Annotated in this window: 30 protein-coding genes and 4 pseudogenes; 22 read left to right on the top strand and 12 right to left on the bottom strand. The window is 40.4% G+C overall.

The genetic code is table 11. From position 1 onward, the window contains the following. Window positions 1-74: 74 nt before the first annotated feature. Window positions 75-341 carry a hypothetical protein gene (locus HK413_RS04280; protein WP_175269256.1) on the top strand — a complete coding sequence of 89 codons (267 nt, stop codon included), beginning with the start codon at window positions 75-77 and terminating at the stop codon, window positions 339-341. A gap of 114 nt (window positions 342-455) precedes the next feature. Then, on the top strand, window positions 456-884 hold the full coding sequence (locus HK413_RS04285; RefSeq protein WP_175269257.1) for a hypothetical protein: 429 nt from the start codon (window positions 456-458) through the stop codon (window positions 882-884). On the opposite strand, the gene HK413_RS04290 is transcribed toward HK413_RS04285, so the two are convergent. From HK413_RS04290 to HK413_RS04300, 3 genes are read right to left on the bottom strand one after another with little or no spacing between them, the layout of a single operon-like run. Continuing rightward, entirely contained in the window at window positions 881-1,585 is a 705-nt protein-coding gene (locus HK413_RS04290) for an SDR family NAD(P)-dependent oxidoreductase (RefSeq protein WP_175269258.1), read from the bottom strand. The two genes, HK413_RS04285 and HK413_RS04290, sit on opposite strands and share 4 nt — an antisense overlap. Before the next feature lie 3 nt (window positions 1,586-1,588). Then, window positions 1,589-2,077 carry a lysylphosphatidylglycerol synthase transmembrane domain-containing protein gene (locus HK413_RS04295; RefSeq protein WP_175269259.1) on the bottom strand — a complete coding sequence of 163 codons (489 nt, stop codon included), beginning with the start codon at window positions 2,075-2,077 and terminating at the stop codon, window positions 1,589-1,591. An 11-nt stretch (window positions 2,078-2,088) separates the two neighbouring features. Further along, window positions 2,089-2,556 carry a lysylphosphatidylglycerol synthase transmembrane domain-containing protein gene (locus HK413_RS04300; RefSeq protein ID WP_175269260.1) on the bottom strand — a complete coding sequence of 156 codons (468 nt, stop codon included), beginning with the start codon at window positions 2,554-2,556 and terminating at the stop codon, window positions 2,089-2,091. A gap of 193 nt (window positions 2,557-2,749) precedes the next feature. Between HK413_RS04300 and HK413_RS04305 the strand changes: the two are divergent. The 11 genes and pseudogenes from HK413_RS04305 to HK413_RS04345 all read left to right on the top strand — a co-directional run bounded on the left by HK413_RS04305 (window position 2,750) and on the right by HK413_RS04345 (window position 9,209). Beyond that, window positions 2,750-3,618, top strand: a pseudogene (locus tag HK413_RS04305) (carbon-nitrogen hydrolase). A 43-nt stretch (window positions 3,619-3,661) separates the two neighbouring features. After that, a complete protein-coding gene (locus HK413_RS04310; RefSeq protein WP_175269261.1) occupies window positions 3,662-4,012 on the top strand; it encodes a four helix bundle protein in 351 nt (116 codons plus the stop codon). 2 nt (window positions 4,013-4,014) lie between these two features. Further along, a pseudogene (locus tag HK413_RS04315) lies at window positions 4,015-5,072 on the top strand (agmatine deiminase family protein). Window positions 5,073-5,529: 457 nt separating this feature from the next. Continuing rightward, on the top strand, window positions 5,530-6,015 hold the full coding sequence (locus HK413_RS19335; protein ID WP_175269262.1) for a class I SAM-dependent methyltransferase: 486 nt from the start codon (window positions 5,530-5,532) through the stop codon (window positions 6,013-6,015). A gap of 49 nt (window positions 6,016-6,064) precedes the next feature. Next, window positions 6,065-6,262 (top strand): annotated as a pseudogene (locus HK413_RS21970) (class I SAM-dependent methyltransferase); the annotation flags it as partial. 284 nt (window positions 6,263-6,546) lie between these two features. Then, window positions 6,547-7,146, top strand: coding sequence for a LiaF transmembrane domain-containing protein (locus HK413_RS04330; RefSeq protein WP_175269263.1), 600 nt, complete (start codon window positions 6,547-6,549; stop codon window positions 7,144-7,146). Window positions 7,147-7,219: 73 nt separating this feature from the next. Beyond that, window positions 7,220-7,399 (top strand): hypothetical protein, encoded by a 180-nt coding sequence (locus HK413_RS04335; RefSeq protein ID WP_175269264.1) that lies wholly within the window; start codon window positions 7,220-7,222, stop codon window positions 7,397-7,399. Between the two features lie 30 nt (window positions 7,400-7,429). Next, on the top strand, window positions 7,430-7,723 hold the full coding sequence (locus HK413_RS16670) for a hypothetical protein (protein WP_246229742.1): 294 nt from the start codon (window positions 7,430-7,432) through the stop codon (window positions 7,721-7,723). Next, window positions 7,663-8,145: a sensor histidine kinase gene (locus HK413_RS16675; RefSeq protein ID WP_246229744.1), complete on the top strand. Its 483-nt coding sequence runs from the start codon at window positions 7,663-7,665 to the stop codon at window positions 8,143-8,145. The genes HK413_RS16670 and HK413_RS16675 overlap by 61 nt, the downstream gene beginning before the upstream one ends. A gap of 29 nt (window positions 8,146-8,174) precedes the next feature. After that, a complete protein-coding gene (locus HK413_RS16680) occupies window positions 8,175-8,360 on the top strand; it encodes a hypothetical protein (protein WP_246229745.1) in 186 nt (61 codons plus the stop codon). A gap of 103 nt (window positions 8,361-8,463) precedes the next feature. After that, a pseudogene (locus HK413_RS04345) lies at window positions 8,464-9,209 on the top strand (LytR/AlgR family response regulator transcription factor). 119 nt (window positions 9,210-9,328) lie between these two features. Here the strand turns inward: HK413_RS04345 and HK413_RS04350 are convergent. From HK413_RS04350 to HK413_RS16685, 3 genes are all read right to left on the bottom strand, one after another. Continuing rightward, window positions 9,329-10,312, bottom strand: coding sequence for a Fic family protein (locus HK413_RS04350; protein WP_246229747.1), 984 nt, complete (start codon window positions 10,310-10,312; stop codon window positions 9,329-9,331). 103 nt (window positions 10,313-10,415) lie between these two features. Continuing rightward, entirely contained in the window at window positions 10,416-10,931 is a 516-nt protein-coding gene (locus HK413_RS04355; protein WP_175269265.1) for a DinB family protein, read from the bottom strand. Between the two features lie 82 nt (window positions 10,932-11,013). Then, window positions 11,014-11,760, bottom strand: a complete 747-nt coding sequence (locus tag HK413_RS16685) for a hypothetical protein (RefSeq protein WP_246229749.1) — start codon at window positions 11,758-11,760, stop codon at window positions 11,014-11,016. 677 nt (window positions 11,761-12,437) lie between these two features. Here HK413_RS16685 and HK413_RS04365 point away from each other — a divergent pair. The 8 genes from HK413_RS04365 to HK413_RS16705 all read left to right on the top strand — a co-directional run bounded on the left by HK413_RS04365 (window position 12,438) and on the right by HK413_RS16705 (window position 20,275). After that, complete coding sequence (locus HK413_RS04365) at window positions 12,438-14,411, top strand: TonB-dependent receptor (RefSeq protein WP_175269266.1); 1,974 nt, start codon at window positions 12,438-12,440, stop codon at window positions 14,409-14,411. Window positions 14,412-14,413: 2 nt separating this feature from the next. Further along, window positions 14,414-15,277, top strand: a complete 864-nt coding sequence (locus HK413_RS04370; RefSeq protein ID WP_217452066.1) for a TonB-dependent receptor domain-containing protein — start codon at window positions 14,414-14,416, stop codon at window positions 15,275-15,277. A 453-nt stretch (window positions 15,278-15,730) separates the two neighbouring features. After that, on the top strand, window positions 15,731-15,901 hold the full coding sequence (locus tag HK413_RS04375) for a hypothetical protein (RefSeq protein ID WP_175269267.1): 171 nt from the start codon (window positions 15,731-15,733) through the stop codon (window positions 15,899-15,901). Between the two features lie 5 nt (window positions 15,902-15,906). After that, window positions 15,907-16,740: a hypothetical protein gene (locus tag HK413_RS04380; protein ID WP_175269268.1), complete on the top strand. Its 834-nt coding sequence runs from the start codon at window positions 15,907-15,909 to the stop codon at window positions 16,738-16,740. Between the two features lie 410 nt (window positions 16,741-17,150). Continuing rightward, a complete protein-coding gene (locus HK413_RS16690) occupies window positions 17,151-18,488 on the top strand; it encodes a TonB-dependent receptor (RefSeq protein ID WP_246229753.1) in 1,338 nt (445 codons plus the stop codon). Further along, window positions 18,452-18,748 carry a hypothetical protein gene (locus tag HK413_RS16695; protein WP_246229755.1) on the top strand — a complete coding sequence of 99 codons (297 nt, stop codon included), beginning with the start codon at window positions 18,452-18,454 and terminating at the stop codon, window positions 18,746-18,748. The genes HK413_RS16690 and HK413_RS16695 overlap by 37 nt, the downstream gene beginning before the upstream one ends. Continuing rightward, window positions 18,720-19,610, top strand: coding sequence for a hypothetical protein (locus HK413_RS16700; RefSeq protein ID WP_246229757.1), 891 nt, complete (start codon window positions 18,720-18,722; stop codon window positions 19,608-19,610). Before HK413_RS16695 ends, HK413_RS16700 begins: the two co-directional genes overlap by 29 nt. Before the next feature lie 359 nt (window positions 19,611-19,969). Then, on the top strand, window positions 19,970-20,275 hold the full coding sequence (locus tag HK413_RS16705) for a hypothetical protein (RefSeq protein ID WP_246229759.1): 306 nt from the start codon (window positions 19,970-19,972) through the stop codon (window positions 20,273-20,275). A 78-nt stretch (window positions 20,276-20,353) separates the two neighbouring features. Here the strand turns inward: HK413_RS16705 and HK413_RS04390 are convergent, their stop codons facing one another. The 5 genes from HK413_RS04390 to HK413_RS04410 all read right to left on the bottom strand — a co-directional run bounded on the left by HK413_RS04390 (window position 20,354) and on the right by HK413_RS04410 (window position 21,860). Beyond that, a complete protein-coding gene (locus HK413_RS04390) occupies window positions 20,354-20,491 on the bottom strand; it encodes a hypothetical protein (RefSeq protein ID WP_175269269.1) in 138 nt (45 codons plus the stop codon). 2 nt (window positions 20,492-20,493) lie between these two features. Further along, complete coding sequence (locus HK413_RS04395) at window positions 20,494-20,709, bottom strand: helix-turn-helix domain-containing protein (protein WP_175269270.1); 216 nt, start codon at window positions 20,707-20,709, stop codon at window positions 20,494-20,496. 249 nt (window positions 20,710-20,958) lie between these two features. Then, the gene (locus HK413_RS04400) at window positions 20,959-21,123 is read right to left on the bottom strand and encodes a hypothetical protein (RefSeq protein ID WP_175269271.1); all 165 of its coding nucleotides are present in this window, start codon (window positions 21,121-21,123) and stop codon (window positions 20,959-20,961) included. A 139-nt stretch (window positions 21,124-21,262) separates the two neighbouring features. Further along, on the bottom strand, window positions 21,263-21,643 hold the full coding sequence (locus tag HK413_RS04405; RefSeq protein ID WP_175269272.1) for a S24 family peptidase: 381 nt from the start codon (window positions 21,641-21,643) through the stop codon (window positions 21,263-21,265). Continuing rightward, window positions 21,636-21,860, bottom strand: a complete 225-nt coding sequence (locus HK413_RS04410; protein WP_175269273.1) for a hypothetical protein — start codon at window positions 21,858-21,860, stop codon at window positions 21,636-21,638. The genes HK413_RS04405 and HK413_RS04410 overlap by 8 nt, the downstream gene beginning before the upstream one ends. Window positions 21,861-22,486: 626 nt before the next feature. On the opposite strand from HK413_RS04410, the gene HK413_RS04415 reads away from it, so the two are divergent. After that, entirely contained in the window at window positions 22,487-22,903 is a 417-nt protein-coding gene (locus HK413_RS04415; RefSeq protein WP_175269274.1) for a hypothetical protein, read from the top strand. A 79-nt stretch (window positions 22,904-22,982) separates the two neighbouring features. Here HK413_RS04415 and HK413_RS04420 read toward each other — a convergent pair whose 3' ends face one another. Beyond that, the gene (locus tag HK413_RS04420) at window positions 22,983-23,537 is read right to left on the bottom strand and encodes a hypothetical protein (RefSeq protein ID WP_217452063.1); all 555 of its coding nucleotides are present in this window, start codon (window positions 23,535-23,537) and stop codon (window positions 22,983-22,985) included. Window positions 23,538-23,565 lie beyond the last annotated feature (28 nt).

Consider the following 23,565-nt stretch of genomic DNA (forward strand, 5'->3'; position numbering starts at 1 on the left):
AATTAAAGAAATATAATGATATAAAAACCTAAACCTTATCATTATTAAACCTAAACCTTATCACTATATTTGTTATGTATTTAGAGGCAAAAGAAACCGCCCGGCTATACCAGTTGTTATCTGATAAATTAGGTAATGACACTACCGAGGCCATGTTTAAATACATCGATAATAAAACAGAACGATCTGTGGAAAATACTATCCAGACATTAGCTACTAAAGATGATCTAACGTTAGTTCGTAAAGAAATTAATGAGACAAAAGTTGATGTAATTAAATGGATGTTTATTTTTTGGGCAGGCCAGTTTAGCGGCATAATAGCTATTATTATGTTGCTATAAAAAAAAATAAACCTGGAATATCCGATAGTTTAACTGTTCTGTCCCTAAGCGGACGGACAATAAATATCACTAATCTATTTACACGAGTATCTAAACCATATTAAACTTTATCACATGAAAAAAATTTTATTCTTTGCTGCTATAGCAGTGATTGCAGGATGCAATAACAACCCATCATCGGTGAATACTTCAACCAACAAAAATGTACCAACCCAAAAATATGTGGTGACAACTCACAAAGACAAATTTAACGATGCTAAAAGCGCGTATGAAGACGTGCCGACGGTAGATACTTTATTGTCTGCTAATGATACTACCGCTTACCTTGATGCTGTTAAGAAGTGGTATGACTTAAAAATCGACGAAAGAAAGAATTTTAAATTTTCGGCAAAATCGTTTACAATAGTTGATAAAAACGGAGTAGACCTTACAGTGAAGTTACCGTTAAATATTGTAAATGGTATTAATAACCGTGTTAGGAGCTTGCCGGAAGTTAAAAAGTTAATAGACGATACAAATGCAGATAGCTTGGCAACACCTTAAGGTGTTGTTGCAGCTACCGGTAAAACTTTTCCGTTATAAAACTTGTGGCCAATCAGGGCAAAATCGGCGATGTATTTACCCATCTCGAAAGCCGGTACCGGCGATTCATATCCCGGGAAGGCTTTCTCCAACATTTCGGTTTGTGCAGAGCCTAAAGCCGGGCAATTTACTTTTATACCTTGCCCGGTAAATTCCTGCGCTAAACACTCAGTAAGCGTGTGTAGGGCCGCTTTACTTGCCGAATAGGCTGATAGCCCAACAAATTTAGAACTACCCCGGTAACCACCCATACTGCCTATATTTAAAATATGGGATCCGGCAGGCATAAATTGTTGCAGGCTTTGGATAATGCGCACATGGCCTATAAAGTTGCTTTGCAGCATTTCTACAAAGTCGGTTTCCACCAGTTCGGCAAAGGGTTTATTAATAAGCACCCCGGCATTGTTTACAAGGACATCAATATTGCTATCAAAATTGGTGGCGATGAATTGCTGCAAGCCATCATAATCGTCATGGACGATATCAAAAGCTATGGGATACAAGATAGCATCCGGATTAAGCCCGGCGCAGATCTCGGCAAGACGGGTCAGTTTATCCTGTGAGCGTGCTAAAGCGATGACCTTATGCTTACCCGATAAGATCAGTTCTATAACCGCCTCAAACCCTACCCCGCTGCTTGCACCTGTTATAACAATATTCATGATCTATTCTTTTTCATTATTGTCATCCTCGGCTATCTCGCCTTTAGGTAAGCCTTCCTGTAAACGACTTGGCCTTATCACATAGTAAATGCCCAATAAAGCAACCAATAGCGATATAACGTAAAAAGATCCCGGCAAGAAAACCGCCGTGGTACTATCCATCGGGAATACTTTGGTTAGTTGCGTAAATACCGTTTCGCGGATGCCTGCCCCACCTATACTAATAGGTATAATGGTAGCTAAGGCTGATATCAAAAATGATAATAGATATGGCGAGAATTTACCAGCAAAATCCTGGCCCAACAATATAAATACGATAGCCATTACCTGGAAACCCTGCACTATAACCGCCTTTGCATGGCCCGCAAAAAAGTAACGCGTATATTCCCTAAAAAACTTGTAAGCCACAAAGTAATATACTGCCGATGCTGCTATGAAAATACCTAACGGGATACCGATATGGATATCAATTTGCGGGATTAGAGATATCAATCCTACGGTTATCAGTCCGATGGCCCAAAGGCCGCTAAGCCTGTCAAATAATATTGCAAAAAAACTTTCCGGCCGGGTAGCTTATAGTTTTTATTAAGGATGTAAATCTTATAGCCATCGCCGCCAATACCACCCGGAAGCAGGAAGTTATAAAATAAGCCCAACAGGTATAAACGGAAGTTAAATTTAGCATCGAGCCGTAAATTTATCGACTTAAAAAAGCTTGATAAACGCCATGCCGATACTACGATTGAAATAAAGAAACTTACCAGCGCTGCCAGCATCCACCAGTAATTTGCGTGAATCATCCGATATTTAACATCTGCAAAAGGTACGCGCCTGAAAACGAAATACAACAGCACGGTAGTCACCGCGAATTTCAAAATCGTTTTGGCAATGTTCCAAAGCTTTTGTTTTAAGGTTTTAGGGTTAACTTCCTCTTCAACCTCTTCAATAATGCTTTTATCTATTTCTGTCATTGGCTGCAAATGTAATGATTTAGTTAAATAGTGATTAGAGGTTGATTGGTTAAGAAATGTTAAACACTAAGTGTTGCTGATATATTGTTACATTAATTATTAGAAACCGGTGACTATTTAATCTGGAAATTCCTGATCTCTAATCACCAATCACTAATCACTATTTGTTACCTTTGCACAAATTTTTAGGGGAATGAGTAAAGTACAGGTAGGCATAGTGCAGATGAGCTGCACAGCTAATAAGCACGAAAATTTACAGAAAGCCATTGTAAAGGTTAAAGAAGCTGCCGCCAAAGGCGCGCAAATTGTTTGCCTGCAGGAACTTTTTACATCGCTTTATTTTTGCGATGTGGAAGATCATGATAATTTCCAATTGGCCGAGGCCATTCCGGGTCCGTCAACCGACGAGCTATCAAAAGTTGCTGCCGATTTGGGCGTGGTTATCGTAGCTTCTTTATTTGAGAAACGCGCGCAGGGCCTGTATCATAATACCACCGCGGTAATAGATGCGGATGGCTCGTACTTAGGCAAGTACCGCAAAATGCATATCCCTGACGATCCGGGTTTTTACGAGAAGTTTTACTTCACCCCCGGCGATTTGGGCTACAAGGTTTTCAAAACCAAATTTGCTACTATAGGTGTGTTAATTTGCTGGGACCAATGGTACCCTGAAGCTGCACGCATTACCGCTTTAATGGGTGCCGAAATATTATTCTATCCTACCGCCATTGGCTGGGCAACAACACAGGACGAAGCTACCAACATTGAGCAATATAACGCCGGCAAACAATTCAGCGCTCGCACGCCGTTGCTAATGGCGTACACGTGGTTAGCGTTAACCGTGTAGGCGAAGAAGCCGGCGTACAGTTTTGGGGAGGATCGTTCTTTGCCAATCCGTTTGGTACCGTGATCCACCAAACCAGCCATAACAACGAGGAAGTAATTGTACAGGAGTTAGACCTGAACAAAACCGATTATTACCGTACCCACTGGCCGTTTTTACGTGACCGCCGTATAGACTCGTACCAACCTATAACAAAAAGATTAATCGACGAAGATTAGTTAGTCCATGGACCATAGTCGATAGACCATAGTAAATATAGACATGGCATTTAAATTCGAGAGCCTTCAGGTATGGCAACGAGCATTAGATTTATCTGATGAGATAGACCAACTAACAAAAAAATTCCCTAAGGATGAACTTTATGTTTTAAGTTCGCAAATTAAACGAGCGGCAGATTCTGTGGTATTAAACATTGCTGAAGAATGTACAGGACAAACAAATCCTGTTTTTAAAACTTTTTTAGGATATGCTCTTAGGTCAGGTATTGAAGTAGTCTCTTGCCTTTTTATCGGTCGTAAAAGAAAAATTATCAACGACTCTGATTTCAATAAACTTTACGATGAATATCAGACTTTAACAAAAATGATCACCGCTTTAAGAAACACGCTATAACTATGGACCATGGACTATCGACTATGGACAATCCGGCCAAAGCCGGATTTTACTTCCCTGCCGAATGGGCTAAACACAAGGCTACCTGGCTAAGCTGGCCGCATAAGGAAGAATCATGGCCGGGTAAGTTACCCACCATCTACCCTAAATATTGCGAGTTTATCAAGGTTTTGACCGAAGGTGAACTGGTACGGATAAATGTAAAAGATGAGTTGATGGCAGCCTTTGCCAAACAGCAGTTAATGCTGATTGGTACTGACCTTACTAAAGTTGAGTTTTTTGAATTTGGGACCAACGATGCCTGGTGCCGCGATCATGGACCGGCGTTTTTAATAAACCCCACCACCAAACAAAAAGCTATTGTCGACTGGGGTTATAATGCCCGGGAGGCAAGTACCCACCGTTTGACCCGGATGATGTTATCCCTACCAAAATTGGACAACACTATGGCATAGACGTTTTCCATCCGGGTATTGTGATGGAAGGTGGCTCGGTTGATTTTAATGGCGCGGGCACTATTTTAACCTCAAGGGCCTGCCTGCTTAACCCTAACCGCAACCCCCATTTAAACCAGCAGCAAATAGAAGAATACCTGTATAACTATTACGGTGCCGAACAGATTTTATGGGTTGGCGATGGCATTGTTGGCGACGATACCGACGGCCATATTGACGATATTACCCGCTTTGTAAATGAGGATACTGTTGTAACTGTTATTGAAGAAAACAAAGCTGACGAGAACTACCACATCCTGCAGGAAAACCTGGCCGAACTAAAAACCATGCGCCTGTTAAACGGCAAACAGCTTAACATAGTGGAGTTGCCTATGCCCGACCCGGTTATATATGACGATCAGCGCCTGCCGGCATCATACGCCAACTTTTACATAGGCAATGCGGCCGTGGTTGTACCTACCTATCGTTGCGCTCAAGATGATAAGGCTTTAGAGGTACTGCAAGGCTGTTTTCCGGATAGGAAAGTTGTGGGCATAGATTCTACCGATATCATTTGGGGATTGGGCAGTTTTCATTGTTTGAGCCAGCAGGAGCCTGAGGTGTAGATATATTATGCCATGCATTAAACTAATAACCGTAATTAATGCACCGGCAAACTTGTGCTTTGATCTTTCCGGAGTATAGATCTTTATAAATCTCTACTGCCAATACAAATGAACAAGCAATTGCAGGAAAAACGTCAGGCTTAATCTCTGCAGGAGAATTTGTAACCTGGAGAGCGAAGCACTTTGGCATTTATCAAACTTTAACAAGTAAGATAACAGAGTTTCATCCCCATTATTCATTTACGGATGAAATGATAAGCGGCCCTTTCAAAAGCATTAAGCACACTCATGTTTTTAAATTTGCCGATAGTAAAACCACCATGACAGATGAGTTTTATTATGAGTCGCCCTACGGGCTTATTGGCAATTTATTTAATATATTAGTCCTCACTTTCTACTTAAAAAAATTACTTATACGTAGAAATGATATTATTAAATTATACGCTGAAAGTAATTTGTGGAAGAATATAATCAATCAGTAGATAACAGGATTTACGATACCGCTTTTGTCAAAAATTTGTTCAATGACATGAGCAAAACTTATGACAGGGTTAATTACATAACTTCGTTTGGATTTAGCAAAAGATGGAGAAAACAATTTGTTAATGAAGTTACTTTATCTGAAGGTGATGTGGTTGCTGATATACTGACAGGCATGGGTGAATGTTGGGAGTTTTCTTTAAACCAAATTGGGCAAACAGGCAAAATAATCGCGTTGGATTTTTCAGAAGGTATGATCCAACATGCCAAAGCAAGGAAAGACAAATTACGTGGAGAAAATATTCAAATTTTATGTGAGGATGTTTTTAATTCTTCAATTAGTGACAGTTCAGTAAACGCAGTAATTTGCGGTTTTGGAATCAAGACTTTTTCAAACCAACAACTACAAAAATTATCAATTGAAATAAATCGGATTTTAAAACCGGGGGACATATTTCTATGATAGATATATCAGTTCCTGCTAACCCAATACTGAGCTTTTTTACCTTTTTTACTTAAAAAATATTATACCAATTTTAGGTACGCTTTTTTGGGGGAAAGCCGAAACGTATGCTATGCTTGGAAGATATACGGAACGCTTTAAAAACTCAAAGATGGTTAAATCTATATTCGAAGAAAACGGATTTGACATCCAATACCTAAGTTATTTTTATGGATGTGCTTCGGGTATAAAAGGGAGGAAAATATAGTTATTTACTCGCCACAAACCACGGCACATTTAACAACCCCTGCCCGAGGTCTATTTTAACTATATCGACAACATTGGTTTATTGTACATATCGCCTAGGTTTAATATGCCAAAATCACCATATACGGCGGTTTTTTAGGTACTTGTAAATACAAGCAGGCAACCGCCACAACTTTTCACCGACAATACCCCCATTTACCGAGTTCTTTAAGGATATTGGCCAGATTTAGTTTTGGGTGGCTATATTAGTGCCTTACTTTTGAGTAAGATTTAAAATTAGACATCATGGATAACAACGATATAAATACACAACACCAAAGCCCAACCCGGGGCAAAGTAATAGCCGGCGTAATTTTGCTGGTAATTGGCGCATCATTACTATTAAAACAGTTTGACTTGTTAAACCCCGTTAGCTGGTTATTTAGCTGGCCAATGTGGTTAATAGTATGGGGGCTTTATATGGGTGGCAAACATAACTTCCGCAATAGCTCATGGCTTATTATGGTAATAATTGGCGGTTACTTTTTATTAGATAAAATTATACCAAGTTTTGATGCAGGCGCTTTCTTTTGGCCAGTAGCACTTATAGCTTTCGGTATATATTTTATATTAAGACGCAATACCCACCCTCACGATTATTGGGATAAAAAAGAATGGAAACGCAAATGGGATGCCGGTAAATACAACTTTAACAACCCTAATGCCATAAACCCTAACGATCCTATAGTAGATTATACTGTTGGCGGTACCGAAGAGGATCAATCAACCTCATCAAGCCAACAAGGTACAAGATTTACCGGTGATGAGCATTTAGATGCGCTATCTATTTTTGGCAGTGTTAAAAAACCATCTACTCTAAAAACTTCCGGGGCGGCGAGGTGGTAAACATATTTGGCGGCGCCGAGCTTGATTTAACCCGGCCGACATTAATGGCCGGGTTTACGTAGAAGTAACGCAAGTGTTTGGTGGTGTAAAAATGGTAGTTCCATCGCACTGGACCATTGTGTCAGACATGGCATCTGTTTTTGCAGGCTTTGATGATAAACGCGTACGCACCACTGCACCGTTAGATAACACCAAAGTATTGGTACTTAAAGGTGTATCCATATTTGCAGGTGTAGATATACGCAGTTACTAAGAATTTTAATCAACTTAAACTTTAAACGTTTTGGCGGTACCGCAAAATTTAACTTTTCAAAAATTACGTTGGGCAATGTTAGCCTGCGGACTTGCGTGGGCAGGCTTGCAGGCTTACATTATCAACGGTTTTGGATTTTTATGGTTCACCGCGTTAACTGATGCAATAGTAAGCTCTATATTGCTTGCCGCTGCTTGCTGGTTAATAAATAATAACCTGCGCTATTACCAACCCGGCAAAGGCAGCTACATGAACATATTGATATGGTGCGTGGCCCGGCTGCCGCCTGTACTGCCGGCGCACGATATATACTGCCATTTATAAATAAAGACGCGGTGTATGCCAACTTCATGGCACAATCATTAGTCATACGGTTCTTTACAGATTTTTTGGCGGTAGGTTGGATGGCCATGATCAGTATGATATGGTACTCGCAGATTGATCAGAAAGAAAACGAAAGGCGCAAAGCCGAGGCGGAACAATTGGCCCGCGATGCAGAACTTTATAATCTGCGCCAGCAACTACAACCCCACTTTTTATTTAACAGCTTAAACTCTATAAACGCGCTGATTGGCTTTAAGCCTGAGGAAGCGCGTAAGATGATCCATCAATTATCAGACTTCTTACGCGGGACACTAAAGAAGGATGACCAACTGCAGGTTACTTTAAACGAGGAACTGCAACACCTTAACTTGTACCGGAGATTGAAAAAGTTCGTTTTGGGCATCGCCTTAAAACCGAGATAAGCTGCGACCCGCAATGCGGCGAAAGTATTATGCCTGCCATGCTGTTGCAGCCATTGGTTGAGAACGCTATTAAATTTGGTTTATATGATACTACCGAAGATGTTGTGGTAAGCATCCGCGGCGAATTAGAGGGTAATTATTTGGAGCTGATCGTACAAAATCCGTATGACCCGAAGACATCGCGCCCACGCCCGTGGCACCGGTTTTGGCCTTAGTGGTGTACAACGCCGATTATATTTGCTTTTTGCACGTAATGATTTGATGGAAACTCACGCAAATGATAATATATTTACAACCATTATTAAAATACCACAGTAAATGATACGTGCTTTATTAATTGACGATGAGCCTTTGGCCCGTATGGTTGTTAGAGAATATTTAATGGGTTTCCCGCAGATTGAAGTTTTGCAGGAATGCGGCGACGGCTTTGAGGGCCTTAAAGCCATACAACAGCACCAGCCCGACCTGATTTTTCTGGACGTGCAGATGCCCAAGATAAACGGCTTTGAAATGCTGGAACTGGTTGATGAGCAGCCAGCCGTAATATTCACCACCGCTTTTGATGAGTACGCCATAAAAGCATTCGAAGCACACGCTACTGATTATCTGCTAAAACCATTTAGCAAAGAGCGTTTTAATAAAGCAATTGAAAAGTTTTTGGCGCAAGCCCCCGCTACCGTGTCTACTCCTAAACAACAGGATAACCTGCTTGAAACCGCATCGGCATCCCCGGCGCAGCATGAGCGTATTGTGGTAAAAACCGGCACCAAGGTAAAGATCATTCCGGTGGCTGATGTGCAGTACCTGCAGGCCGATGATGATTATGTAAGCGTATTTACCCGGAAGGCTCATACCTTAAAAACAAGACCATGAGTTTCTTTGAACAAACGTTGGATGCCCGCCAGTTTGTACGCGTGCACCGCAGCTACATAGTAGCCGTACAGGAAATAACCCGTATAGACCCTTACGAAAAAGACAGCCACCTGGCCATCTTAAAATCGGGCGCTAAAGTACCGGTAAGCAAAACCGGCTATGTAAAGTTGAAACAGGTATTGGGGATATAGATCAACCTAACGCCTTAAGTTTATAACTTGTGCTTCGGCCACCGGCTTCGTCTTTTGAAGGATACCTTTATTTATCAGATCCTGGATATCCCGAAGTGCCGTGTCTGTTGAACAATTATTCATTTTGGCCCATTTTGATACGTTAAGTTTACCATAAAAGTCATCAAGCGTTGCTTCCAGCATTTTTGTTGCCGCATGTTTAATACTGTGTGTCTGTGGGCATCCCAAAACCGGGCCTTGGTATTTATTTTAGCCAGTATACTGTCAGTGCTATTCATTGCCCTGTTAAGGCAGTCAAGAAACCATACCAACCAATTGGTGATATCGAGTGTTCCTTTTTGAGCAACCTCCAAAGCATTGTAATAAGCATTCCTTTCCTTTTGAATCTGCGCCGACATACTATAAAATCTTTGTCCGGTACCATCGGCACGTGCCAACTGCATATCTGTTATGGCACGGGTTATTCTTCCATTTCCATCTTCAAATGGGTGGATGGTAACAAACCATAAATGGGCTATCGCCGCCTTAAGCACCGGATCCAATTGTTGATTAGACTCAAACCAAGTTAAAAACCTGGCTATTTCTTCGTCTACAACGAGGGCTGGAGGAGCTTCGAAATGTATCTTTTCTTTTCCTGCCGCGCCTGATACTACCTGCATCAGGCCTTTCTTACCATCACGCCACTGCCCTACATTTATTTTTGATAACCCGCTTCTTCCGGTTGGAAATAGCGCCGACTGCCAACTGTATAATCTATCTTTAGATAAAGGCTCATTATACTTTTGGGTAGCATCAAGCATCATTTCAACAACACCTTCTATATGGCGATTAGTGGGTGCTAAACCGCCGATGTCAATACCCAAATGTTTTGCTACTGACGACCTTACCAATTCGGGGTCCAGCATATCGCCTTCTATCTCGCTTGATTTTGTAATGTCCAGCGTCAAGGTTTGTAAAATGGTTTCTTCTTTTAAAGTGAAGCCTACCATATTCATTTGGCCAAGTATTTTACCCTGCCCATACCTGATTTGGCTTAACCTGTGACTTAGCTGTTTATCATTCCAGGTAAAAACAGGCCAGCCATTTAATTGATGAATATACATATTCGCCGCAAATATGCGGTAAATATATAAAATATTCACCGCATATTACTTAATTCACCGCAAAAATGCGGCGAATAGCTAATTTATTCACCGCAATATCTTGCTATGATGCAAACTGCGCCATCTTCTCCAACTCATCAGCACTTGGGCCGTAGCTGCCGGGGATAGCAACATTTAATAAGCGCAGATAAACGCCCAATTGTGCGCGGTGGTGAATGATTTGGGCCAACGTCATACGGATAGTTTCATATTTAGTCATAGCTGATAGAATATGGTCGCCGTTACGTAAAGTCCATGGCTTGCTTAATTCGTCTTCACTCGTGCTTTCAAGGTTCGCGCGACCATCTGCCAGCTGGTTCTCAAATACATCCAATACATCGGCTGTATTGTTATGAAAAGTCGGTTCGTATGGATTAGCTGCAAAATCCAATCCATCGGTAGTAACCGCCATTGTTAACCAGCCGGGTAACTCGGCAATGTGGTTAGTAAGCTTTTGCAGGCTCATGCTTTTTGGGTGTGGCTGCCAGTCGTATTTATCGTTTGGCACAATGCTTAACATGTTACGGGTTATTTGAGCTTCCTGCTCAACTTCCTTTAATAATAATTTGATGATTGACATAGCTTTATGGTTTTATGTTGTTTGTTGATACAAAGAAACCACGGGCTAATGACAGCCCTATGTCAGCAGGGAAAAACAAATATTATTTATTACCAGGTTCATATTGATAAACAACCTTATACGGCACATTTTTTAATTTAGCAGCTACCCGGCCCACACGCAGATCTTCTAACTGTGGGGTTGGTTCGCATTCTGAATATACCTTTCCATTGTAAACTATGCGTGCACCAACGGGTTTACTAAACTTTACCGCAACATTTATATGCGTTGGGTATAGTAATACAATCATGGGCATGTTATAAATTTCTTTCACCAGGCAAAAAAACAATGCGGCCCTATCATCACAGTCGCTATATTTTGCAAACAGTGTCTCTTCGGGAGACAATCGTTTCTCTTTCCCAAAATTCTGTTCATCATCCTCATATAAAAAAGCATTACGGCAAAACCGCATCAAATAGTCAATCCCCTTTTTTTCGTTCATCCCGCTAACGTTTTTCTTAAGCAGGGGTATTAAAGAATTATAGGTTTCCTTAGTGAGCGGAATATTAAAATAAGATTCATAATCTACAACCGGATAATTAGTAAATATGGCTTCTACATCAGTATTTAATTTCACCTCAAAATAATACTCGCGGTTATGATAACTAAAATTCAATAGCTTGCTAATATAACTGTCGGGTTTAAAATCAGGCATCTTGGTCACTTTATAAGAAAAGGCCTTATCCGCCCCCGGTACTGCTATTTTAACCGGTACAGGCACATCTTTATGCAGGTCCAGTTTAACATAATCGTGATAATTCAAGGTCATGTATTTTTTACCATCAACCATAAAGAAAGGAATGTCAGAAACATCCTCATCATTAAGGATGTAAAAATAATCCTGTCGCCTGCAAGCGCAAGCCTGGCATCATAACCCGACTTTACCATCAGAAACCATTTATACAGAGTGTACCGGCTGTAGTTGGCGGCCTTGGGGCTTACCTGTTCGGCAGTTTTACGAATAAGCTGGTAATACAGCCAGTCATTTAAACCGTGCCGCTCTTTGAATTTTAGCAGGCTATCAATAATGGGTTGATATGTTGATGAATTAATTGTGATGTAGAAACCTTTTACTTCCGGGCAGTAAGCGATGTCGGAACGTTGATGGAAGTGCTATTATCGAATTCCATATTTATTACACCGTCGTAAAATTCAAAACATACTTTCTTAGCCTTATCCTGGCTATAAGTATCAGTCTGGGTAAGTATAAGAGATAATATAAAGACAACTTTAAGAAAGTGTTTCATTAAAGTTTATTGGTTATTAAAGTTAAGCATAAATATATCTTATTTACGAATTTATTTAGGCTGATGTTGCCATAATAAGCCATTGATTTTCAATTTGAGAAAAACTTTAAGTTCAAATTAAAACAGTGTTTAAAAGCGGTGAATTACTAAACGTGACTTATTATTACGGTAACATTGGGTTAACATGCGCACGATATTTTTGCAGAAAAAATATTTTCACGTGAAAAAAAATATCAGCACATTAACCTCATCCATTAGCTTTTTAATTGTATTTCTTGCAAACACGCTTAGCTACGCACAAACGCCGGGGAGGATTGCCGGTAAGATTTTAGATAAGAAAACAGGCGAAACACTAATTGGCTCAACCGTTTCAATTCAGGGCGCAGCGAAAGCCACAGCAACCAACGTTGAAGGCCGTTATTTGTTAACGGGAGTAGCACCGGGAAAATATACGCTATTGATCAGTTATATTGGCTATCAGACCAAGGAAATTTCTGAGGTAGAAGTTAAATCGGGCGAAGTGACAACGCTGGATGCCGCTTTAAACGAAAGCGGAGGCACGGCACTAAAGGAAGTGAAGATCACCGGAAGCTTCCGCAGGGAATCGGTTTCAGCACTTTATGCGCAGCAAAAAAACAGCGTGCAGATATCTGACGGTATTTCTGCCGATATTATCAAAAAGTCGCCGGATCGTAACACCAGCGATGTGCTGAAACGCGTAAGCGGGACCAGCATACAGGACGGAAAATTTGTTATTGTACGTGGTCTGTCTGAGCGTTATAATAGTAACCTGTTAAACAATGCACAGTTACCAAGCTCTGAGCCTGATAAAAAAGCCTTCGCATTTGACATTATCCCTTCAAGCTTAATTGACAATATCGTAATTTACAAATCCGGCTCTCCTGACTTACCAGGCGATTTTTCAGGCGGTTTGATCAAAACCAATACCCGCGATATTCCTGACAGCCGCATACTTGATGTATCAGTAAACGCAGGCTACAATTCAAAAACTACTTTTAAAAATAACTTTATTAGTCCGCAGCCACATGGCAGCTATGACTTCACGGGTTTCGATGACGGGTCACGCGATTTGCCGAACGCTTACGCGAACCGGACCAAATCCTATACCAACCTGCCGGACGACCAAAAGCTGGCTATTACTCAAAAGTTTCCTAACAACTATAGTGTTGAGACGGGTAAAACAAGTTTGCCTAATATTGGCTTCCAGTTTACAACCGGTAATTCAAAAACGCTGAAAAATGATAATCGCTTAGGTTACAATTTCAGCTTAAATTATACTACTTCACATAATGTTACTGAAGGTAATCGTATCGGTTACAACCCCGGAAGTGCAGGCCTGACAACACCTAATTATACCTATGACCGCAATGACTTCGCAAACGCGAAACGTTTAGGTGGCTTATTAAACGTAGCTTACATATTCGGTAAAAGCAAGATCGCTTTCAGGAACCTGTACAATAATGACTTTACCATTGATTACGAGCAAACCAGCAACGGGTTGATTTATGGCACCCAAACCCCAACCTCATATCGTGGTTATTCCATAGAAACCACTCAAAACGGGTTATACTCTTCGGTTTTAGAAGGTAAACATAATATTGGCGCCAGAAATATCATAATCGACTGGAACCTTTCTTATGGTTTATCCTACCGCAATCAACCTGATCAACGGATCGTAACAATTTATACCCCGGCAAATCAACCGGAATATATTTCTTTATCGAGCCAAAATAGCCCTAAGCCAAATGACCTGGGCCGTGTTTATTCTTCGTTAACTGAAAACATTTATGGCGGAAATGCAGATATTACCTATCCTTTTAAATGGCTGGGCCAGTCTCAAAAATTAAAGGCCGGAGGATTAGTAAATCACCGTGACCGTAGCTTCACCATAGATGCATTGGGTTATACTGACGCCAACGGTTTTGGTAACCGGTCTGTAGCTTTTGCTAACGGCATCACCAACGACAATATTTTCAGCCCTGAGAGCATTAAAACAAATGGACTGGTACTGAATAAACTTGATCAAAGCTCCACAAATTATGATGGTACAGCTGATTTGGGCGCAAGTTATTTGATGCTGGATAACAAATTCTCGGATAAGCTTCACCTGAGCTGGGGAGCACGTGTTGAGAAATACAACCAAGTACTGGACGCCCCCGGGAAAAAGAAGTAAACCTGGACAATACAGATATTTTACCATCGGCTAACCTGACTTATAACCTGACAGAGAAAATTAACCTTCGCGCCTCATTTTTCGACGCGGTAAATCGTCCCGAATTCAGAGAATTGGCGGATTTCAGGTATTTTGATTACCAAAGCAACTATACCATCATCGGTAATCCTTTATTAAGAAGAAGTACCAGCAACAACGCAGATATCCGTTTTGAATATTTCCCTTCAGGCGGTGAAGTTTTATCCGTATCTGGTTTCTATAAAAAATTCGTTGATCCTATTGAACAGATCCAACTGGATAACGATCAGCTTTCATACCAGAACGCGGTAAGCGCAAAAGACATCGGCGTAGAATTTGAGCTAAGGAAAAATTTAAACTTTATAAGCGACGGCTCGATCTTTAAAAACTTTACATTTTATGTAAATGCATCTTATATTAACGCTAAAGTAACATTGAGAGATATCAATAATCAGCCTTATTCGGCATCTACGCCATTGCAAGGCCAGTCTCCTTACCTAATAAATTCAGGCTTATATTATACTAACAATAAAGGCGATTTTTCTTTTAATGTGCTTTATAACCGTATTGGTGAACGACTGAAATACCGTGGTGTGCAGGGAAGCGTGGATACTTACGAAAAGCCACGCGATGTAATTGATTTCCAGATCAGCAAAAAATTAACTACACGTGCTGAACTGAAACTGACATTGTCAGATCTTTTAGCGCAAACGTCAGCCTATTACTTTAACTATGGTAATGCTAACAGAACAGTTTACAACGCAGGCGAAGACAAGATCATACAAAATCGTTATACCGGTACGTCAGCAGTGCTGTCGTTCAGATATAACTTCGGTTTAGCCAAGTAAAATCCATTAACATAAAAGGCCCTATTTGATAACATCGAGTTTAATTCCTGTTAACATTAGGGCCCTATTTTCGCTTTTATATTAAACAAACGATAAAATGAAAAAAGTATTTATTTATTAGGTTTTGCAGCCCTGTTAGGGATTGTTTCCTGCAAGAAAAACAAGAACGACGATATTATAGTCAACACGAACACTAAATTTGATGTTAGGGGTTCTATTACCAAAGATACACACTGGACAGCAGGCAACACCTATCGTTTACGTGGTTATGTTTATGTTGAAAGTGGTGCGACTTTAACCATTGACCCGGGAACCAAAATCACCAGCAATAAAGATTCAGCAGGTGTTTTAATCATCTATAAAGGCGCAAAAATTAATGCTGCCGGTACTGCAGACAAACCTATTGTCTTTACTTCTGCCGAAACCAACAAACAACCCGGCGATTTCGGTGGTGTGGTTTTAGTAGGATTAGCTACCGGTAATGGTAATCACGCTGTACTTGAAGGTGGTGTTGACGTTGCTCACCAATTATTTGGTGGCACTAACGACGCCGATAATTCAGGTGTATTACAATATGTACGTATTGAATACGGTGGCAAAGCGGTTAACCCGGTGATGAGGTAAACGGTTTGAGTATGTACACTGTTGGTAGCGGTACTACAGTTGACCACATTGAAGTAATCCGTGGCTTAGATGATGCTTTCGAATTTTTTGGCGGTGCGTTTAATGCTAAATACCTGATTGCTTACAACAGCGCTGATGATGATTTTGACATGGATGATGGATATCATGGTAAAATCCAATTTGCGGTATCAATCAAAGACCCGGCTTTTACCGATAATAAAGGTACAACCGGCGACATCTCAAATAACTTTGAAGTAGATAATACTACAGATGCTAAAGGTTACCTTTCAACTCCTGTTACCTTCCCTACACTGTCAAATTTTACAGCAATTGGCCCCAACAATGCAACCGGTACTTCAACCGATTATGGTTACGGTATGCGTTGGAGAAGAGGCAGCAAATTTATCCTGGCTAACTCAATAGTAATGGGCGGCCAAAAAGCTGGTATGGATATAGACAATGACGTTACTGCACAATTTTATATCGATGGTGTAAGCGGCTTCAAAAACAGCTTATTGCAATCATACGGTGCTAATTACAATGTTGACCCAGCAAAATTAATAAACACTGCTTTATTAAATGCGGCAGGTTTAAAAACTTTGGTTGAAGGACGTGATGGTTCAAAATCATATGCAGTAGCAACTGACATTGGTTTAACCGATCCGTTTAACAATCAGGCACCAAACTTATTGCCTAAAGCTGGTTCTCCTGCTTTAACAGGTGCTTCATTTAGTGCAACTGCTTTAAGTGATGCTTTCTTTACTAAAGTAACTTATGTAGGTGCTATTGACCCTGCTAATGACTGGACAAAAGCTGCCCGGACTTCATTCGGAAGATAATATCCCAAAATCATTTCTTAAAAAAAAGGCCCGCTATAATGCGGGCCTTTTTTTTGGTTAATGTCCCGTCCTGAAATAATAAAGACCAATGTAAGCGATTTACTATTAAACCATTTTTACTTTACTGATATAGATTAGCGCGTAAAATGGGTTATATATATTATAACTTAATTTTAGATTAAAACAAGATTAGAATATCATTTAATAAGTACTTATTGTTAATAAAACGAGTCAAACTTCATTTCTTATTAACATTTCCTTAATATAACAAGTAGACCTTTGTGGCATAAAAATTCACACATGAAAAGATTTACTTAATCCTCTTATCCTTTCTATTACTGGGCGTTGCAAACGCGCAGATAACCACATCGGTTTTAACCGGTAAGGTTACAGATCAAAAAGGTGTTTCTATGCACGGAGTTAGTATAACTGTTTTAAATAACAGCACCGGCACCAAGTATGCAAGCCAAACCAACGCTGATGGAAGGTACAACATCCAAAACATGAACCCGGGTGGCCCCTATACTATTACCGCTACTTACGTAGGTTATAATAAAGACGAGCGTACCGATGTAACGCTGCAACTAGGTAACGCCACTATTAATTTTATGCTGATAGAAAGCGCTGTAGCTTTAAGCGAGGTTAAAGTACGTGCTAATAGCGGCCCTTCAAAAACAGGCGCCAGCACCCGCATTACCGCAGCGCAGATCAGAAACCAGCCAAGTATTAACCGCAGTTTGCAGGATTTAACCCGCAATACGCCACAAAGCAATAACAACTCGTTCGGTACTAACTACCGTTACAATAACGTAACGTTAGACGGTGCTATTAATAACGACGCGATCGGCTTTAGCCCGTCATTAGGCGGACAAAGCAATGCATCAGGCCGGGTAGGCAGTAGTACACGCACCAGCCCGGTATCATTAGACGCGATACAGGATATACAAGTTTACGTTGCTCCGTATGATATTAAAATTGGTAACGTATTAGGCGGTAGTATTAACGCGGTTACCCGCAGCGGCACTAACGATGTTACCGGCTCTATATACGGTTACGGCCGCGGCGCATTTATGGTAGGCCCAAACAATGCACCGGCTACTTCAGGCGGTGATGGCTCTAAACTGCCATCAGCGTTTCATGATCTTAACACAGGTTTCCGCGTAGGTTTCCCATTGATCAAAAACAAATTATTCTTCTTTACCAGCGAGGAATTTGCCCGCCGTGTTGACCCGGTTATTGCCGGTGCAGGTACTGCAGGATCACAAAGCATACTTACCCTTGCTGACGCACAAGCCATTTCTGCAAAATTTGCAGCGGCCGGTTTTGATGCGGGCACTTATGATAACACTACTATCTTTAGTAATTCAAACAAATTTTTTAACCGCTTAGACTGGAACATCAACGATAACAACCAGTTAACTATACGTAACAATACCATTTCATCAAAAGCTACCAACCACGAGCGCGATCAGCAAAACTTCCGTTTTGGCGGTATTGATTATACATCGCATAATAACTCAAGTTCGACAGTTGCCGAGTTAAAGTCTAAATTTTCAAACAACGTTAGCAACAGCTTATTATTTGGCTATTCAAACGTTCATGATTATCGCGATCCTAACTCAAACCCTGCATTACCTCAAATCGAGATTAATGGCCGTACACTGGTACTACCATATTTGTTGGTACAGACCGCGAGGCTGCCATATTTGACATGCACCAAAAAACTACCGAGTTTACAGACAACTTAACACGGACAACCAAAAACAACACTTTTACATTTGGTACCCACAATGAGTTTTATGACATCACTTACAACTTTGTTAACGCACGGAACGGACGCGACGCGTTTAAATCTGTCGCAGATTTTTTAGCCGATAATCCATCACGTGTACGTGCAAACTATAACTATACCAACAATAGCAGGGACTATATCTTAGCTAATCCGTCAGCTAAATTTAAAGTTAACCTGTTAAGCCTTTATGGCCGAGGACGAGATCCGGGTAACTGATAACTTTAAGCTGACGGCAGGTATTCGTTTTGATTATGCAGGTGTGCCAACCAAACAGCCGTTAAGCACAAAAACTTCGGGCGCCCCGGTTGATCCTAACTATGGCACTACTTACACTTATACCAAACCAAAGGATATTACCAACAAATTCTTAGACAATGTGGAGATAAACCCACGCGTATCATTTAACTATGATATTAATGGTGACCAAAGCGTTATTTTACGTGGTGGTAGTGGGCTATTTACAGGCCGTATCCCTTTTGCCTGGTTAGGTTATGCATTTTATAACAATGGTGTTACTTATGGCGCGTATGATAACCGTACCCCTCCGGCAGGTGTAACTGTATTACAAGCTCCGGCCACAGGCGGCGCGGCTTATGTGCAAGCTCGTGGTTTTAATGTTAACGATCCTGCACTTTCAACTCAGGCAGATTTGATCGACAATAACTTTAAAATGCCGCAAGTATGGAGAAACAGCCTTGCTGTTGACTATACTACACCAGACCAGTGGAAATTTACTTTAGAAGGCATTTATACTAAAGTTATCAAAGATCTTGAGTTTAAACATGTTAATATTGCCGATGTTGTTACTTACTATCCATACGATACAGAGCACAAACAACCAATATTTAACAACACCAAGATCAACCCGTTATATACCAACGCTTACGAGTTATCAAATACCGACCAAGGTTACCGTTACAGCATTACCGCTCAAATTGGTAAAGTTTGGACCAGCGGCTTTAGCGCTAACGTGGCTTATACTTACGGTCATTCAAAAGACGTCACCAATGGTATCCGTAACTCAATGGAATCAAACTGGCAGTTAAACCAGGCTTTAAATCCAAACAATCTGGCTTAGCTAATTCAAACTTTGATATCCGTCACCGTATCGTATCAAACGTTAACTTCCGTCATAACTGGGATGCAGCAGGTAATTTAACGGCAAACTTTACTTTCTTCTTTAGCGCGCAATCTGGTAACCCGTACACCTATGGCGTTTTCCCTACTGCTATTGGTTCAACAGGTCAGCAGGTTAGTTTAGTTTATGTTCCTAAAGTTGGCGAAACTGCAAACTTCTTTACTGATATAGCCGGTGGTGCTACAGCAGCAGCGCAAGCAGCCGCTTTTGATGCCTTTATTGATAAGGACAGTTACCTGAAAACCCGCCGCGGTCAATTTACCGAGCGTAACGCAGCATTTACCCCATGGAACAACGATTTGGATTTCCGTTTCACTCAGGATTTTAAATTTGGTAATGGTAAGAAAAAACAAATGATAACATTTACCTATGATATCATTAACCTTACCAACCTGTTAAACAAAAACTGGGGACACTATTACTTCTCGGCAAATACGTTTAACTCCACTTCAAGCATTGGCTTAACCGCAAAAACAACACCTGCGTTTGGTGCCGCCGCAACAACTTATCCTAAGTATACGTTCCGGGATCCCGGCACGCCATACTCTGTTGATTTGTTCACTTCAAGATGGCAAATGCAGTTTGGAGTTCGTTATACCTTCTAACATTTTAGAATACTATAATAACGAAGAAGGCCCCCGAAATATTCGGGGGCCTTCTTTATTTAACATTATTAGTACAGACTAACCCGCTTGCGGCATGTTGGTTTGCCCGCGTAATTCTTTAATTTCCATTTCAAAAGCGCGCATGCGGGCATGCAGGATATCCAGCTCGGTACGCATCATTTGGATCTCAGTGATCAGCTTTGGCGATTCGGCCATGTTCAGCTTTTTTCGCCGGTTCCTAAGATCAACCAATCGGGCGAATATTTTAACTGGTAACAAAGCTTACTGATAAGGTAATAGCTTACCTCCTGCTTCTTATTGATCACCTTGCTTATAAAACCCTGGTCGACACCAATAGCATTTGCAAGCGCAAGCTGGCCGCCATGATCTTTCACAATAATTTTTATACGCTTTAATATACCTTCATCTGCCATACAATGCAATTATAAGCAAAGTAGAATATAATAGGTATGCTTTGTAAAGATATTATGCAGTAACTTTTAGCTTATTGGCTTTTTGTAAAAGATCAAAAAGTTGCTCGTCATAAGTACGAAGCGCTATCTTTTTACCTGCATAATCTTTCTCAAGCTTTTCAAGTTCTTTTACAAGGGCGGCTTTAGGTCCGTTAGTGGCCGAGGTAGCGCCGGTTAGTGGTTTTATACCCCCATCATACAGGATATCGGCTAACGCTTTTTTTTCTTCTCAACCGCTTTCATCAAAAAAACAGGCTTCGTATCTCCGGATGCTTCCAGAAAATTTTTCATTTTATTCTTTTGTTTTTGATGGTTAAGAATAATAATAGCAAGTATCAATATTACGCCGCCAATCAGGTAAACGTTTACGTCCATAGATTATATTTTAACAGGTTTATAATTCTTTAAAAGTATAAATAAAAACTTACGGTTAAAATATTTTTCAATTTGTAGATAATGCCCTGTATAATTCGCTTAGGTTATCAATTAATGATTATGCTTTTTGTGGATGTCCTTAACTAAACAAAGTTTTTTTAATATCGGCTATCTTAATAACAAAAGGGGCATATTTAAGCTGATTACCCACCATCTCGGTAGTATTATCAGAATGCGCAATAACCTCCTCTTCGTTGTTTCCTAATAAAAGGCGTTTATACATACGGTAATCGCCCCACTCAATATAATAAACCTCGCCGGGCAGTATTTTTTTATCGTGGATAACCTTTAAAGCTACCCAACAACCATTTTCAAGGTAAGGATACATGGAGTGCCCCCAAACCGGCAAAGCAAAATCACAATCCTCAATGCCCGGGAAATTCATCCTGCCTACAGATTGCGTATCATTAATATCATTGTACACTTCAACGCCCGACGCGGTAGCTGTAATTTCATACATAGGGATCCCCTCGGCTATTTTTGATACAGGGGGTGTGGACATGTGCAGTACCCGCAATATAATCTTTATATTTCTCTTTAAAGATCCTGAATTTTTCAGGATCAATATTTTGACGACTCTTAATGATCTCGGTAATAGAGGCCGGCGAATTAAACCCAAGTACCTCGGCCAATTGCGCGTTACCGCTAAACGCCTTGCCTCTCAGTTGGTTATACAAAATAATAAACTCCAGTGTTTCAGGGCGTACGGTTTTAATCTTATTAGTTTTTTAGGTAACTCCATAATGTGCAAAACTTTTTTACTAATTTCTTTAGTATAATAAAGATTTTTCTTTATATTTGTATTCCAATTCACAGCTAATCTAATACTTAATTAAATATAAACCAAATAAAACTAAAGAAAATACAGTATTATGAGTAAAGAAATAAAGCAACTAACAGAAAAGTGGCAAATATATGTGTACACTTAATCAAAAAAGCGACCACACATGCCGATACAATAAAATTTAAAGAATATAACACCTAAGCCAATGCATATCGCTTACTCCGCAATACAACATACAACCCCGCATAAGCCGGCAAACCATGCTACCGCTATCCGTCAGCATAGCATCCGGCTTGAAGCCTACCGAGCTACCTGCAGCAAATTCAGTAAAGAAATAGCTGCCATACAAAAATACATCCCCGAGTGGCTACCTGCCTATCCTGTAGCCTCTCCTAAATCCCTCTCCAAAGGAGAGGGACTTCGATGCAAAACTTGTAAAAGCCCCTCTCCTTTGGAGAGGGGTTGGGGTGAGCTACACGCAATACTAACTATCCAATAACGGATAATAAACCTTTTGAAATGATAAAGATTACACAAAAACTAAAAGACAAACTATGGTGGATGATCATATCGGTTGACTATGATTATAGCCGCATTAGCGTAGCCGATCATGAGCTAAACGCCGACACCCTAACCCTTTGGCTGGAAGACAAACATGATTTTAAAAATTCGCTTGAAGAGTGTCTGCAACTTGACATCACCACCAAACAATTCGCCAAAATAATAATGGCCGAAAATTTAAACAGCTACGAAGGCGAAAAAATGCACCCGGGGAAAAATTTCATGTACAAGACCCGGATAGAAATAAACGAACCGATAAGATGGTACCAGGAAGATGCTTCACTAACCGAGCAACAATGGGCGCGCGATGCAGTGGTTAAAACAATTTTAACCCAATTAGTAGAAACCGAAACCGTTGATGAAAATATTTGGTAAATATTATGCCAAATAGCATATTTATCATAATTTATTTGTATCTTTGTAATGTTAGTTCATCACCGGGAAAATAAGTTGATTATTTTATAAAGAGGTTGAAGCTACCCTTAACGGTTGATGGCTCTTGTTTGCCATCTTTATTCATCATAACCGTAGTAAATGTACCCTTAGTAAGCACACTATCCTGCATGTAATTTACAAGATTGATCTTGTTCAATTCGCCGGGCCCTGATGTTTGTGCTAATGTATATTCTACCGACTGTTTACCGGTACTAAACAATAACTGGCTCCCGGCTACTGTATTTGTAAGATCAGGCGCTGCAAAACCCGGCGAGCTGATACCGAAGCTCATCGTGTGTTGCTTATTGATAGCCGTAATGCCAAAATATTTATTGCTGTCGATGTTTACATTAATAAAAGCGATAGAATCTTTAGCAGCATCAAACGTATAAGTTGAATCGCCCGGGGTTACGTTAAGTGAACCTTTAACGGCAAGGAAATTACCCGATGTATTACTGGTATCAGTTTTCACGGCAACTTTTTCTACAGTTAGATCAACCGGCTGGTCTTTCTGGCAGGATACTATCGCTACCGGGAAAATTAAGGCCATTAAAATAAACCGTAAAAAACGCATAGACTTAACAGAGTTTATAATTCTAATA

This window comes from Mucilaginibacter humi, assembly GCF_013087555.1.